Annotated in this window: 13 protein-coding genes and 1 pseudogene; 5 read left to right on the forward strand and 9 right to left on the reverse strand. The window is 72.9% G+C overall.

Features of this window, described 5'->3' with window-relative positions:
- The first annotated feature begins 199 nt into the window (after positions 1-199).
- The 3 genes from J0911_RS13775 (at position 200) to J0911_RS13785 (ending at position 3,104) form a co-directional block, all read left to right on the forward strand.
- Positions 200-1,081, forward strand: coding sequence for a manganese catalase (locus J0911_RS13775; protein WP_207276811.1), 882 nt, complete (start codon positions 200-202; stop codon positions 1,079-1,081).
- 115 nt (positions 1,082-1,196) lie between these two features.
- The gene (locus tag J0911_RS13780) at positions 1,197-2,399 is read left to right on the forward strand and encodes an AI-2E family transporter (protein WP_307865085.1); all 1,203 of its coding nucleotides are present in this window, start codon (positions 1,197-1,199) and stop codon (positions 2,397-2,399) included.
- 57 nt (positions 2,400-2,456) lie between these two features.
- Complete coding sequence (locus J0911_RS13785) at positions 2,457-3,104, forward strand: GNAT family N-acetyltransferase (RefSeq protein WP_207276043.1); 648 nt, start codon at positions 2,457-2,459, stop codon at positions 3,102-3,104.
- Here the strand turns inward: J0911_RS13785 and J0911_RS13790 are convergent.
- From J0911_RS13790 to hpaD, 5 genes and pseudogenes are all read right to left on the reverse strand, one after another.
- Complete coding sequence (locus J0911_RS13790) at positions 3,067-3,864, reverse strand: isocitrate lyase/PEP mutase family protein (protein WP_207276044.1); 798 nt, start codon at positions 3,862-3,864, stop codon at positions 3,067-3,069. The two genes, J0911_RS13785 and J0911_RS13790, sit on opposite strands and share 38 nt — an antisense overlap.
- Before the next feature lie 39 nt (positions 3,865-3,903).
- On the reverse strand, positions 3,904-4,716 hold the full coding sequence (locus J0911_RS13795; RefSeq protein WP_207276045.1) for an HpcH/HpaI aldolase family protein: 813 nt from the start codon (positions 4,714-4,716) through the stop codon (positions 3,904-3,906).
- Positions 4,701-5,489 carry a 2-oxo-hept-4-ene-1,7-dioate hydratase gene (hpaH, locus tag J0911_RS13800; protein WP_207276046.1) on the reverse strand — a complete coding sequence of 263 codons (789 nt, stop codon included), beginning with the start codon at positions 5,487-5,489 and terminating at the stop codon, positions 4,701-4,703. Before hpaH ends, J0911_RS13795 begins: the two co-directional genes overlap by 16 nt.
- Positions 5,486-6,244: pseudogene (locus J0911_RS13805) on the reverse strand (RraA family protein); the annotation flags it as partial. The gene hpaH and the pseudogene J0911_RS13805, both read right to left, overlap by 4 nt.
- Before the next feature lie 86 nt (positions 6,245-6,330).
- A complete protein-coding gene (hpaD, locus tag J0911_RS13810; protein ID WP_207276048.1) occupies positions 6,331-7,326 on the reverse strand; it encodes a 3,4-dihydroxyphenylacetate 2,3-dioxygenase in 996 nt (331 codons plus the stop codon).
- 152 nt (positions 7,327-7,478) lie between these two features.
- On the opposite strand from hpaD, the gene J0911_RS13815 reads away from it, so the two are divergent.
- A complete protein-coding gene (locus J0911_RS13815; RefSeq protein ID WP_207276049.1) occupies positions 7,479-8,387 on the forward strand; it encodes a LysR family transcriptional regulator in 909 nt (302 codons plus the stop codon).
- Positions 8,388-8,471: 84 nt separating this feature from the next.
- Positions 8,472-9,140 (forward strand): GntR family transcriptional regulator, encoded by a 669-nt coding sequence (locus J0911_RS13820; protein ID WP_307865086.1) that lies wholly within the window; start codon positions 8,472-8,474, stop codon positions 9,138-9,140.
- Positions 9,141-9,268: 128 nt separating this feature from the next.
- Here J0911_RS13820 and J0911_RS13825 read toward each other — a convergent pair whose 3' ends face one another.
- Genes J0911_RS13825 through J0911_RS13840 form a run of 4 tightly spaced genes read right to left on the reverse strand, consistent with a single transcriptional unit; the run spans position 9,269 to position 14,224 of the window.
- A complete protein-coding gene (locus J0911_RS13825) occupies positions 9,269-10,627 on the reverse strand; it encodes a DUF3500 domain-containing protein (RefSeq protein ID WP_307865087.1) in 1,359 nt (452 codons plus the stop codon).
- Positions 10,624-11,484, reverse strand: coding sequence for an ATP-binding cassette domain-containing protein (locus J0911_RS13830; protein ID WP_207276050.1), 861 nt, complete (start codon positions 11,482-11,484; stop codon positions 10,624-10,626). The genes J0911_RS13825 and J0911_RS13830 overlap by 4 nt, the downstream gene beginning before the upstream one ends.
- The gene (locus J0911_RS13835) at positions 11,481-13,283 is read right to left on the reverse strand and encodes a dipeptide/oligopeptide/nickel ABC transporter permease/ATP-binding protein (RefSeq protein WP_207276051.1); all 1,803 of its coding nucleotides are present in this window, start codon (positions 13,281-13,283) and stop codon (positions 11,481-11,483) included. Before J0911_RS13835 ends, J0911_RS13830 begins: the two co-directional genes overlap by 4 nt.
- Positions 13,280-14,224 carry an ABC transporter permease gene (locus J0911_RS13840; protein ID WP_207276052.1) on the reverse strand — a complete coding sequence of 315 codons (945 nt, stop codon included), beginning with the start codon at positions 14,222-14,224 and terminating at the stop codon, positions 13,280-13,282. Before J0911_RS13840 ends, J0911_RS13835 begins: the two co-directional genes overlap by 4 nt.
- Positions 14,225-14,229 lie beyond the last annotated feature (5 nt).

Genomic DNA, 14,229 nt, shown 5'->3' on the forward strand with positions numbered 1-14,229 from the left:
AACACCACGCCAACGGTCCGTGTCCGGAGCGAGAACCGCGGACACGGCCCCGGCCTGCGTCGTCACGCGGCCCCGAACGTGGGGATGCGAGTGGCGAGTCGCGGTGACGACAGTGGTGATGCCGCTCACCGTGGTGCACGGGCCGTGCCTCACGGTGAGCGGACCACACCACCGACGAGTCATCGTGAGGGAGCCCACCATGTTCTTCCACCGTCAGGAGTTGCAGCACGCCGCCAAGCCGGAGAAGCCCGACGCCGTGTACGCCCGCAAGCTGCAGGAGGTGCTCGGCGGCCAGTACGGTGAGATCACCGTGGCCATGCAGTACGGCTTCCAGTCGTGGAACGCGCACCTGCCCGGCAAGTACCGCGACCTGCTCTACGGGATCGGCGCCGAGGAGATGGGCCACGTGGAGATGCTCGCGACGATGATCGCGCAGCTGCTGGAGAAGGCGCCGCTGGGCGTCACCGAGGGGGCCATGCAGGACGACCCCGCGGTGGCCGCGATCATCGGCGGGACCGACCCTCAGCACGCGATCGTGGCCGGTGCCGGTGCCCGGCCCGTCGACTCCAACGGCAACCCGTGGACGGCCGGGTACGTGACCGCCAGCGGCAACCTGCTGGCCGACTTCACCGCGAACGCGAACGCCGAGATGCAGGGCAGGCTTCAGGTGGCACGGCTGTACCACATGACCGACGACCCGGGCGTGCGTGACCTGCTGTCCTTCCTCCTGGCCCGGGACACGATGCACCAGAACCAGTGGATCGCTGCCGCGCGGGAGCTGCGGGAGGAAGGCGTCGAGGAGCTGCCCGTGCCGAGCACCTTCCCGCTCGGCAAGGAGGACCGGGAGGCGTCCTACCAGTACATCAACTTCTCCGACGGGCAGGCCGCGAGCGAGGGCAGCTGGGCGAGCGGGCCCACCCCGGACGGCAGGGGCGAGTTCGAGTACGTCGCCGAGCCGCCTGCGGGAGTCCCGGCACCGCCCCCCACCACGCCCGACGCCCGCCTCCACGGGACCACCGGAAAGCCCGGGATCGTGGAGAAGGCCGCAGGCGCCGCCCAGGACGCCCTCCACAAGGAATGAGCGGTTCCACGCCCCGCGAGCCCCGGCCGGCGGACCCCTCGGACCCGGGCGACGAGGCACGACCTCGGCCCGGCCAGGGCCTGCCGACGGGGACGGGGTGGGGCACACTGTCGTCGTGACGTCGCAGAGCACCGTCCCACCGGCAGCCGGCGACCCGGTCCCCGACTGGCTACGCACCGGGGCCGGCTGGTCGTGGCGGCTCATCGTCCTGCTGGCCGGCGTCGCCGCCGTGTTCTGGCTGACCTGGCAGGTACAGCTCGTCTTCGTCGCGCTCTTCCTCGCCCTGGTCTTCACGGCCGTGCTCAACCCGGTCACCGACCTCTACGAGCGCGCCATGCCCCGCCCGCTCGCCACCGCCCTGGCCATCCTCAGCGGCGTCGTCGTGGTCGGCGGCCTGCTCACCTACGTCGTCGCGTCCGTGGCGGGACAGTGGGAACGGCTCGCTCTCCAGTTCAGCAGCGGCGTCGACCAGCTCGTCGAACTCGTCGAGTCCCTGCCCGGCCCCTTCGAGGTCGAGGTGGGCCGGCGCAGCCAGTGGCTGTCGGACGTGTCCGGCTGGGTCCGCGAGAACAGTGAGGAGCTCGCCGCCCGCGCCGCAGAGGGCGCCGGCTCCGTCGTCGAGGCGTTCGCCACGTTCGCGCTCGCCATCTTCTGCACCGTGTTCTTCCTCGCGTCGGGCGCCTCGATGTGGCACTGGTTCCTCGCCCAGATCCCCGCCGTCCACCGGCGCCACTGGCGCGAGGCCGCCGGCGCCGGCTGGTACACCTTCTCGGGCTACACCCGCGGCACGGTCATCGTCGCCGTCACCAACGGCGTCCTCGCCGGCATCTTCCTCGCCGTCCTCGGCGTCCCCCTGTCCGCCCCGCTCGCAGTCCTGGTATTCATCGGCACGTTCATCCCCATCATCGGTGCCCCGCTCGCGATGATCATCGCCGCCGTCGTCGCGCTCGCCGCCGAAGGACCCCTCACGGCGCTCTTCGTCATCCTCGGGATCGCCGGCATCGGCCAGCTCGAGGGCCACGTGCTGCAACCGCTCATCATGGGCAGGCAGGTGTCCCTGCACCCGGTCGTGGTGGCGCTCGCGGTCACGTGCGGGACACTGGTCAGCGGGGTCCTGGGGGCGGTCGTCGCGGTCCCGCTGGTGTCGGTCGCGTGGGCGGTCTTCTCGGCGATGCGGCGCGGGCCGGGCGACGACGACGGCCGTTCCCCGGACGCCGGAGCCGTTCCCGCGCAGGACGCGGCCGCCGCAGGTGCCGCACCGGGTGGCCACGACGGCCCCGCGGGCGGGGAGCCACGGTCGCCGGCCGGCACCGAGTAGTGCATGCCGAGGCATGAATGTGCAGGTCAGTAGGCCTGTCTATGGCAGGGTAGGCGCGTGGAACCCTTCGTCCTCGCCAACGAGACCGTCCGGCTGTCCGTCCCCACCGAGGAGGACGTCGACACGATCACGGCCGCCTGCCAAGACCCGGACATCTCGGACTGGACCGTCGTGCCGTCGCCCTACCTGCGGTCCGACGCCGAGGTCTTCGTGAGGCGGTTCGTACCCGACGGCTGGGCCCGCGGCAGCGAGTTCAACTGGGCGGTGCGCGAACCCGGCGAGACGGACGGCCCCCTGCTCGGCATGGTCGGCCTGCACTTCGAGGGACGCGCGGGCGCACCCGACGAGGAGCGGTCCGCGGAGATCGGCTTCTGGACCGCGCCCGCCGCGCGTGGCAAAGGGCTCGCGACGGAGGCGGCGCGGCTCGTCGTCGACTGGGGTTTCGACCCCGAGGGTCTTGGCCTGGCGGTGATCACCTGGGTCGCGTACGTGGGCAACTGGGGGTCACGCCGGGTGGCGTGGAACCTCGGGTTCCGCGTCGAGGGCACGCTGCGGCGGTACGGCCTGCAGCGCGGGAAGCGGCGGGACGCCTGGATGGGCACCCTGCTCCCGCAGGACCCGCGCGAACCGAACGAGGAGTGGCCGGGCCCGGCCGCGTCCACCGGCCTCAGCCGGCGTCCCGGGGCGCGAGTGCCCGGTCGATGACCACCCGGGCCTCACCGGCCCGCTCGTGGAAGGCGGTCCCGCCCGCCAGGAGTTCGCGGGCGGCCTCGATCAGACCCGCGTAGGCGGCCCAGGCGAACGTCCCGCCGACGGACACGCGCGCGACCCCGGCCTCGGCGAGCTCGGCCGGCGTGGGGCCGCCCGGCCGGAGCAGCACGTTGACGGGCCGGTCCACGGCGCGCACCAGCGTCGCGATGTCCTTCAGGGCGTGGAGCCCCGGAGCGAACAGCACGTCCGCGCCGGCTTCCTGGTACGCCTGCAGGCGCGTGATCGTGTCCGCGAGGTCCGGCCTGCCGTAGAGATAGTTCTCGCAGCGGCCGGTCAGCACCAGGCCGCCCGACGCCTCGGCCGCCGCCGCGATCCGTTCGGCGGCGAGCGTGGCGTCGTGGACGGGGGCATCGGCCCGTCCCGTGGCGTCCTCGATCGAGAAGCCCGCCAGGCCCGCACCGCGAGCACCTTCCGCCGTCCGGGCGACCTCGTCGGGGGTGTCGCCGAACCCGTTCTCCAGGTCCGCGCTCACGGGCACGTCCACCGCCGCGGCGACCGCGGCGGCGTGGCCGAGCGCCTCGGTGCGCGAGACGCTGCCGTCGGCCCGGCCGAGGGTCGCGGCGAACCCGCTGCTGGTGGTCGCGACGGCGGCGTAGCCGAGCTCGGCGAGGATGCGTGCCGAGCCGGCGTCCCAGGCGTTCGCCAGCAGCAGCGGATCGCCGGGACGGTGCAGGTCGAGGAACGTGCGTGCCATGCCGGGACCGTAGCACCGGGCCGCCGGTCCGGTCGCCGCTCAGCCGGTCGCCGCTCGGCCGGACGTCGTGCGGAACCGTGCGGCGAGGGCCTCCGAGCCGCGTGCGAGGAGCGTCACATCGGCGCCCACCAGGACGAACGACGCACCGGCCGCCAGGTACGAGTCCGCCACCGCCGGGTCGAAGGCGTTGACGCCGACCGGCTTGCCGGCGCCCCGGACGGCGTCGACGGCGCGCAGCACGGCCGCGGTGACGTCGGGGTGGGTCTGCTGCCCGAGCAGTCCCATCGACGCGGCCAGGTCACTGGGGCCCACGAAGACGCCGTCGACGCCGTCGACCGCCGCGATCTCCGCGGCGTTCTCCACCCCGGCTTCCGACTCCACCTGGACCAGCAGGGAGACGTGCTCGTCGCCGTCGGTGAGGTAGTCCTCGACCCGGTTCCAGCGTGCGGACCGCGCCAGGGCGGAGCCGACGCCGCGGAACCCGCGCGGCGGGTAGCGCACCGCTCGTACGGCGGTCTCGGCCTGGTCCGCGGTGTCGATCATCGGCAGCAGCACGTTCTGCGCGCCCAGATCGAGGACCTGCTTGATCATCACGGGCAGCAGGCCGGGCAGGCGTACGACGACGGCCGGCGGGTACGCGGCCGTCGCCTGCAGCTGGGGGAGCACCCCTTCGATCCCGTTCGGCCCGTGCTCCATGTCGACGAGCAGCCAGTCCAGGCCGCTGCCCGCGCAGATCTCGGCCACCAGCGGGCTGCCCGTGCTCACCCACATGCCCGCGAGGGGCCGGCCCTCGCCGGCCTGCGCCCGGTCGGCGAGGATCTCGCGGAAGGTCGGCTTCAGCTGAATCGGCATGTCACGGTTCCCATCGGTCCGTAGTCGCACAGCACGGAGTCGCCCGCGCCGACCCACATCGGCCGGGTGAACGACCCGGCGAGGATGATCTCGCCCGGCTCCAGGCGGTCGCCGTGCGACGCGAGTTTGTCGGCCAGCCACGCCACGCCGGTGGCCGGGTGGTTCAGGACGCCCGCCGCGACGCCGGTCTCCTCGATCGTCTCGTTGCGGTAGAGCAGCGCGGACACCCAGCGCAGGTCGACGTCGTGGGGCGGGGTGGGGCTGCCGCCGAGCACCATGCCGCCGTAGGCGGCGTTGTCGGCGATCGTGTCGACGATCGTGCGGCCCTCGAGCTCGATGTGGGAGTTGAGGATCTCCAGCGCCGGGGTCACGTACTCGGTGGCGCGCAGCACGTCGAACAGCGAGCAGTGCGGGCCCTGCAGGGCGTCCTTGAGCACGAACGCGAGCTCGACCTCGATGCGCACGTTCGAGAACCGCTCGGCCGGGATGACCGAGCCGCTGTCCCAGACGGTGTCGTCGAACATCACGCCGTAGTCGGGCTCGGTGATACCGGTGGCCGCCTGCATGGCACGCGACGTCAGGCCGATCTTGCGTCCCACGAGCCGCCTCCCGGCGGCGAGCCGGCCGTCCCGCCACACCCGCTGGATCGCGTACGAGTCCTCGACCGTGGCGCCGGGATGGCGGGCGGTGATGCGGGGGACCACCGTCCGGCGGCGGTCCGCGTCGGCGAGCTCGGCGGCGAGAACGGAGATCGTCTCGGGCGAAAGGGTCATGACGCACCGCCTGCCCGGTCCGACGCCGCTGCCCGCCCTGGGGCCGGGAGCCGCGTGTGCCTGGTGGCGGCGCGGGTCTCGAACCTCGCCCGCCACGCGTCGTTCATGGGGAACAGGCCTTCGACCGGGTGCCCCTCCGCCACCCGCTCGGCGATCCACGCGTCCTCGTCCTCCTTGGCGAGTGCCGCGTCCGCGACGTCCTCGGCCACGCCGGGAGGAATCACGACGACGCCGTCCGCGTCACCGACGACGACGTCACCCGGCTGCACCGTGGTCCCGCCGCAGGCGATCGTGACGTCCGAGTCCCAGGGCACGTGCCGCCGGCCGAGTACGGCGGGGTGCGGGCCGGCGCAGTGGACGGGAATGCCGGCCGCGGCGACGGCGGTCACGTCGCGTACGCCGCCGTCGGTCACGATTCCGGCCGCGCCGCGGGTACGGGCACGGATGGCGAGGATGTCGCCGAGTGTCGCCGCGGTCGTCTCGCCGCGGGCCTCGATGACGATGACCTCGCCGGGCCCGACGGCGTCGAACAGGCGCTTCTGGGCGTTGAACCCACCCCCGTGCCGCGCGAAGAGATCCTCGCGATGCGGGACGAACCGCAGCGTGCGCGCGGTACCGACGAGTTTGGCGTCGGGCCGCAGCGGGGTGAGGCCGTCGATGCTGACGTCGTTCAGGCCGCGGGCGCGCAGCTGCGCGGAGAGTCCCGCGACGGGCGCGCGGGTGAGCTTGTCGCGGAGGGAGTCGGTGAGCGCGGGCGGCGTGGTGCCCGCGGGCGGTGGCGCGGTACTCGATGGCATGAGAGTCCTTCGTCCTTGCGGTGATGAGTCGTGGCGACGTGACGTCAGTGCAGGGCCAGGTAGTCCTCCAGCGTGGCGGGGGTCGCGGTGAGCAGCGGCTCACGCACCGGCTCACCGGGGAACTCGCTGGCCTCGAAGAACCAGCGGCGGCTCGCGGGCATGCCCCACTGCTGGGCGCGGCGGGGGTCGCTGACGTCCCAGCGGATGGGTTCGTCCTCCAGGTCGATGAACTGGTAGTGGGTGGTGAACAGTTCGATGCGGTGCTGGTCCGGGTCACGCAGGTACAGGAAGAGGGCGTTGCTCAGGCCGTGACGTCCCGGGCCCCGGTCGATCTCGTCGCCGAAGCCCAGTGAGCCGGCCACGTCCGCGGCGTGGATCAGCGAGGTGGCGTCCGGCACGGTGTAGGCGAAGTGGTGCAGGCGCGGGCCGCGGCCGTTGGTGAAGACGAGGTCGTGCGTGTTGCCCTTGACCTCCATCCAGGTGCCCCACAGCTCGTCCGTGCCGTCCTTGGCGGTGTACTCGGACAGGCGCATGCCGAGACCCGCCCAGAAGTCGGTGGCGGTCTGCACGTCGTGGGTGGCGACCTGGTAGTGGTCCAGGCGCTGGGGCGCGCCTGCCGTGAACTCGTGGAACGCGGCCATCCTGCGGGGCACCACCTCCATCGAGGAGGTGAGCTCGATGTGCGTGCCCACGCCGTCGCGGAACCGCAGGGTGGGGCCCTGGTGGGGAACCTCGACGCGTTCGTGGTCGATGCCGCGGCCGGCGAAGTACCGCTCGGCGGCGGTGATGTCGTCGTCGGTGCGCACGCGCAGCCCGATACGCAGTGCCCTGGCCTCCTCGGCGCGGTGCAGCACGAGGCTGTGGTGCGCCGACTCCTCGAGGCCGCGCAGGTGGACGACGTCGTCGGACTCGTCGGTGACGACCAGTCCGATGACGTCGCGGTAGAAGTCGCGGCTGGCCGCGAGGTCCGTGACGGACAGCGCGACGTGGCTGGCGCGCGTGATCGTGAACGGCGGGGCGAAGTTCGTGGTGGGAAGCATCGTCGGCTCCAGGTGCGTGGGTCGTCCGGCGGGCCGGCTGCTGCCGGCGGTGCCGTCAGGTTCGCACCGTGGGCATCCTGGCGGAAGAACGGATGTCCACTGGTAGCCATACATGCGGTGTATACCGCTGTCACCGTGGGTATCCTGAGCGTATGGAGCTGCGGGAGCTGCGGTACTTCGCGGCGGTGGTCGAGGCCGGGTCGCTCACCGCCGCGGCCGAGCGGCTTCACCTGTCCCAGCCGCCGCTGAGCGTGGCGGTCGCCAAGCTGGAGCGCGAGGTCGGCGTGCCGCTGCTGGTGCGTACGTCGCGCGGCGTCGAACCGACGAGCGCCGGGAGCTTCCTGCGTGACGCCGCCGCGCGAATCCTCGACGAGGTCGACGACGTGACCGCCGCTCTGCGGCGGTTCGGCGCCGGGGTCGCGGGGACGATCACGCTCGCGGCCGTCCCCGTGCTCATGTGGCACCGCGTGCCCGGGCTGCTGCGCGAGCATGCCGCCGAGGCGCCGAGCCTGGAGATCCGCCTCGTCGACCCGCCACCCTGGACGGCGATCGACCTGCTCGCCCGCCGCCAGGTGGATCTCGCCGGCGTCGTGGTCGCCGACCACCGCCGGTTCGCTGCGCGCCACCGCCCCGCGTTCGACGTCGCCGACTGGGGCGAGGTCCCGCTCGTCGCGGTGCTGCCGCCGGACGGGTCCGATGCGCCGGACCCCTACCCGTTGCGCGCGTTCGACGGTGAACAGCTCGTCCTGCCGCGGCGGGCGAGCGCCGTGCCGAGCCTGCCCGAGGAGGTCGAGGCGGCGTTCCGGCGGCACGGGATCACGCCCGGCTCCGTGCGCACCGTGGAGACCATCCAGGCGGGGCTGCCGCTGATCGAGGCGGGGGTCGCCCGGGGGATCCTCCCGGACCCCGACCGGGCGAGCCTGGCACGGTTCGACGTCGTGGTGCGTCGCCTCGATCCCGAGCCACGGCCGCTGCGGGCCCTCGTGCTCTCCCGGGCGGGCAGCGACGACCCCGGCGTACGGCGCGTGCTGGAACGGATCTCTGGGCACAGGGACCGGTAATCATGTGCGATCTTCGATAGGATTACCGGGACGATCGACGGCGGGCGACGGGGCACCGCCGGATCCGGACAGGAGACGCGAATCGTGGGGAAGAGCAAGGCGGACGAGGCCTACGAGATCCTGCGCAAGGGGATCATGGAAGGCGCCTTCGGGCCCGGCCACCGGCTGGTCATCGACCAGCTGGTGCGCGACTACGGGATCAGCTCGGTGCCGTGGCGGGAGTCGTTGCGGCGGCTGGAGGCCGAGGGGTGGGTCGAGATCGTGCGCAACGCCGGGGCGGTCGTGAAGACGTTCGACACCAACGCCTGGGCGCGCACCATGCAGCTCCTGGCGCGTCTCGAGGGATACGCCACCGCGCTGTCCGCCCCGCATCTGAGCGCCGAGGACCTGGAACGGGCGCGGGCGCTGAACAAGGAGATGAGCGAGGCGCTGGGCAGCTTCGACCCGGCGCGGTTCGGCGCGCTGAACCGGGAGTTCCACGAGCTGCTCTGCTCCGGCTGCGACGACGAGCGCCTGAGCACCCTGGTGGAGGCGGAGTGGACGCGCCTGGAGCTGATCCGCCGCTCCGCGTTCTGGTACGCGCCCGGCCGGGCGCAGGCCTCGATCGCGGAGCACGAGGGTCTCGTCGACCTCATCGAGGGCGGTGCCGCTCCGGACGTCATCGAGGCGGCGGCGCGTCGCCACGAGCTCAACACGGTCATCGCGATCGCCGCCGAGGAGGCGAGCGCGGCCGACGGGTCCACCGCGGGCTGACCGGCACCCACCCGGCGCGGCATGCGCCCGGCGGCGGCGCCACCACGGCGCGAACGACACGGCCGCGGACGGGATCCCGTCCGCGGCCGTGTCGGTGACGTGGGTCCGGCCGTCGCCGGCCCGTGCGCTCAGCGGTGCGAGAGGTAGGCCTTGGCGTAGTCGTTGCCGTTCGGGTGGCGGAGCGTCGTGTGCACGTGGAAGCTCGCGGGGAGCTTGTTGGCCAGCCACACGCCCGCGTGGTGGTCGAGCTCGGCCAGGATCACGGGGCTGTGGACACGCAGGTAGAACGGCTCCGAACCGTCGGTGGCGCCGTACCAGGACAGGTACGTCTCCGCGCGGCGCGCCGCGAACTCACGCATCGTCCTCTCCCGCTGCGGTGCGGTGAGCAGCAGATGGAAGTCCTCCACGACGGCGCACAACGTGTCCCACTGGTCCGCGTCGAGCGCGTCCGCCCGCAGGCCCTCGTACGGGACCACCCGGTTGTCGCGGAACGCGCCCGCCACGTGCCGTTCGTCGGCGGGGTGCAACCGGTCCGGTGGCATCTTCGGGTCGAGGACGGAGGAGTAGACGACGGCCGCGGCCCGCTGTGCGGCGTCGAGCGACGACGCCAGGCGCAGCGCCAGCGCCTGCCGCTCGGCGAACACGGGGGGCCGCGCGCCGTCGGACAGCGCGGGTTCCGCCCCGAGGAAGACGGGCGCGACGACGTGGCGGCCGGCGACCGACACGAAGTTCACCGCGACGTGGTGGCCGAACAGCTGCCACCCCCACGCCCCGCCCGGCTCAGGGTCTCCGAACAGGGAGAACCAGTAGCTGCGCGCGTTCATCAGCGCCGGCAGGCCCACCAGCTCGCCGAGGAACGCGTTGAGCTCCATGGCCTCGGTGACGCGCGCGTAGCCCTCGGGGCTGAGGGACGCGGACACCACGGCGAGCACGGCACGGGCCGCGTCCTCCTCCAGGTCCTCCAGCCGCAGCCCGGCCTCGTGGATCACGAACTCGGGGTTGCTCCACGCGCGCCACTGGGGCGCGTGGAGCGGATACCGGAGCGCGGCGCGTTCGGCGTCCGTGAGCGTGGCGAGCAGCCGACCGGCTGCCTCCGCCGGCGCGGGGTCCGGGTCCGCGACGGGCGCCGGCGCCCACACCTCGTCGCGCACGACGCCGTCCGTCGTGATGCCGCGGAAGGGCTCCTCGTAGAGCCGCCGCCACTCGCCGAGCAGTTCCCGCACGAAGTCGGGAGAGCGTTTGCGGGCGGAGAACTCGCGGTATCCCAGTCCGCGCCATTCGGCGAGGATCGGGTCGTCGTGGTCGTACAGGTGCTCGCGGTAGCTCTCGCCGCCGAGCGTGACCGCCTCGGACCGGCTCGAGACCCGGGCCGTGGAGAAGAACCCGTCGAGGTCGTGGTCGTCGTGCGAGCCCTCGGCCGGGGGAGCGTCTCCCGAGGCGACGTCGTCCGCGGTGGTCATGCCCGTTGCCCTCTCGTCGTGACTCACGCGGCGACGCCTCCGCGTGCCGCGATCCTGGCGGCCCGGCGGGACTCGCGCCCGGCCGGGTGCGGCGACAGGCTCGCCGCCAGCAGCTTCTTCGTGTACTCGTGGGAGGGGGCGTCCAGCACTCGCGACGTCGTACCCTGTTCCACCAGCTCGCCGGCCCGCAGCACGCCGACCTGATGGGCGATGTGCCGCACCACACCGAGATCGTGCGTGATGAAGAGGTAGCTCACCCCGGTCTCCGCCTGCCGGTCGCGCAGCAGGTCGAGGATCTGCGCCTGCGTCGACAGGTCGAGCGCGCTGACCGCCTCGTCGCACACGACCAGTCGCGGGGACAGCACGAGCGCCCGCGCGATCGCGACCCGCTGCAGCTGGCCGCCCGACAGCTCGGAGGGTAGCCGGGTGAGATGCTCGGTACCGAGGCCCACCTGCTCGAACGCGGCCGCGGCACGACGGCGGCGCTCCGTGCGGTCGGTGACGCCGTGCCGGGCGAGCGCATCCGTGACGGCCTGTCCCACACGGTGGCGCGGGTTCAGCGACCCGACCGGGTCCTGGTAGACGGCCTGCACGGCCCCGCGGTAGGACAACGGCGCGGTACGCCCGAGGCCGACGATGTCGCTGCCGGCGAACGTGATCGTGCCGGCGGAGACGTCGGCCAGACGGAGGATCGCCCGTCCCGTGGTGCTCTTGCCCGAGCCGGACTCGCCGACGAGCCCGTAGGTCTCGCCGGGCGCGATCGTGAAGCTGATCCCGCGCACGACCCGCAGCGCACGTCGCCGCCAGGCGAGGGCGCCGCCGACGTCGTAGTCCACGCACAGGTCCCGGACCTCCAGGAGAGGCGATGTCGTTGTCGCGTTCACGCGTGCTCCACCTTCCGCTGGTCGTGCGTGCCGAGGCCGGGGGCGTCGTCGTCCACGCCCGGGTGGGCGGCGATGAGCCGGGCCGTGTACTCGTGCCGGGGGTGGTCGAACACCGTGTGCACGTCGCCGGTCTCGACCACCTCGCCGCGGAGCAGCACGGTGACCCGGTCGCACGTCTCCGCGGCGACACCGAGGTCGTGGGTGATGTTGACGACCGCCATCCCGAGCCGGTCACGCAGGTCCAGAACCAGGTCGAGCACCTGGGCCTGGGTGGTGACGTCGAGGGCCGACGTCGCCTCGTCGAGGATGAGCAGATCCGGCTCGCCGACGAGTGCGACGGCGATCGCGACCCGTTGCGCCATCCCGCCCGAGAACTGGTAGGGGTACTGGTCCAGCCGGCGTTCGGGGTCGTCGACCCCGACCAGGTCGAGCAGGTCGGCGGCCCGGCTGCGGGCCGCCTCCTTCGAGATCGTGGCGTCGTGCGCCCGCACGACGTCGGTCAGCTGGCGGCCGACCGTGTGCACCGGGGACAGGTTCGCCTGCGGGTTCTGGAACACGACGCCCATGCCGGTACCACGCAGCGCGGCGAGCTGCGCCGGGGAGCGATCGGTGAGTTCGGTGCCGTTCAGCGTGATCGCGCCACCCGCCAGGCGGACGCCTGCGGGCAGGAGCCCGAGGATCGCCTTGGCCAGCATCGACTTGCCCGAGCCGGACTCGCCCAGCAGGCCGAGGATCTCGCCCCGCCGCACCGTGAGAGAGGCGTCGTGCACCAGCCGGACGACCCCGCCGTCGGGCCGGTCCGCGACGATGTCGGCGTGCCGTACGGCGAGCACCGGCTCGCCGGCGGAGTCCTCCACGCTTCCGGTGTCCGGTCCCACCGGTCCGTCGTCGGTGCCCGCCGAGGCCGGCGGGAGGGCCGCGTCGGCCGACCCGCTGCGCGCGCCGTCGCCGTCCAGGAGCACCCTGCCCAGGATCTTCGTCCGGCGCATCCGCGAACCCGACAGCGTGTCGTTGATCGTGTCGCCCAGCAGGCTGAACGCCAGCACCGTCACGCAGATCGCGATGCCGGGCGCGAGGGCCATCTCGGGATGGTCGGCGGTGTGCTGCGTGGCGAACCCGAGCATGCCGCCCCACGACGGCTGCTCGTCGCCCAGGCCCAGGCCGAGGAACGACAGGGCCGCCTCCACCTTGATCGCCGAACCGAGGAACACCGCGGCCTGGACCACGAGCGGGCCCGCCAGGTTGGGCAGCACCTGGGAGAACAGGATCCGAGGCGCGTTCAGCCCGGAGACACGGGCCGACTCGACGTACCCCTTGTTGCGTTCGGTCAGGGTGATCGCTCGCGTCAGGCGCGCGAAGTTCATGCAGAACACGAGCCCGATCGCGAGGATCAGCACCGCCATGCCCTGCCCCAGGATCGCGATGACGACGAACCCGATCATGAGGCCGGGCAGCGCGTCGGCGATGTCCAGGCCGCGCGAGCCGATCCGGTCGTACCAGCCGCCCCGGTAGCCGAGCACGAGACCGAGGGGCACGCCGATCAGCATCGCGACCACCACCGACCCGACCGCCACGAGCAGTGCCGTGCGTGCCGCGTGGATCAGCTGGCTGAGCAGGTCCCCGCCCAGGTCGTCGGTGCCGAGCGGGTGTGCCGCCGTCGGACCGGACAGGGGAGCGGTGAAGTCCTTCGCCTCGGGGGCGTAGGGAGCGATCAGCGGCGCCGCGATCGCCACCACGACGACGACCGTGACGACGACGACGGCGAAGAGCGCCGTGGGCTGTCGGAGGGCGGTTCTCACTGGGGCCTCGCTTGCGGGTTGATCAGGCCGTAGCAGATGTCGAGGACCAGGTTCACGGCGATGACCAGCACGGCCGTGACCATGACGACGCCCTGCACGACGGGGAAGTCCTGCGCGATGACGCTGGAGAGCATGATGGAGCCGAGCCCCGGGAGGGAGAACACCTTCTCCACCACGAAGCTCACCCCGATGAGGATGGCGAGCGTGACGCCCGCCGACGCCAGCACGGGCACGAGCGCGTTCTTCACGCCGTAGCGCGCCACGATCGTGGCGCGCGGTACGCCGGCAGCGGTGAGGGTGTCCGTGTAGGGCGCGGCCAGCGAGGCCACGACGGCGGCACGTGTCTGTCGCGCGATCATCGCCCCGCCCGTCACACCGAGCGTGATCGAGGGCAGCGCGATCCCGCGCGCCCAGCCGAGCGGGTCGTCCGTCAGCGGCGTCCACGCGACGATCGGGACCCAGCCGAGCTGCACCGCGAACAGCGTGGTCAGCAGCAGCCCGAGCCAGAACTCCGGGACGGCCAGACCGAGCACGGTGCCGCCGGTGACGACCCGGTCGCCCGGAGTGCCCGGGCGGGTGCCGGTCCACACGCCGGCACCCACCCCCAGCACGAGGGCCACGAGCATCCCGCCCGCCACGACCGACAAGGTCGCGGGCACGTGCCGTGCCAGCAGTTCCGCGACCGGCACGCCCGAACGGAAGGACGTCCCGAGGTCGCCGGTCAGCAGCCCGCCGATCCACTCCGCGAACCGCTCCGGCGCCGGCCGGTCCAGGCCCATCTGCGCCTCGACCTGCGCGATGCTCTCGGGCGTGGCCGCCGCGCCGAGCATGGCCGCCGCGGGACTGCCCGGCACCAGATAGGTCAGCGAGAACACCACGACGGCGATGACCAGCAGCTGCGGCACGGCGAACAGCAGCCGGTAGGCGATGAGCTTGCCCATGTGCG

The sequence above is a fragment of the Myceligenerans salitolerans genome (assembly GCF_017349295.1).
In the GTDB taxonomy this organism is placed as follows: Bacteria; Actinomycetota; Actinomycetes; order Actinomycetales; family Cellulomonadaceae; genus Myceligenerans; species Myceligenerans salitolerans.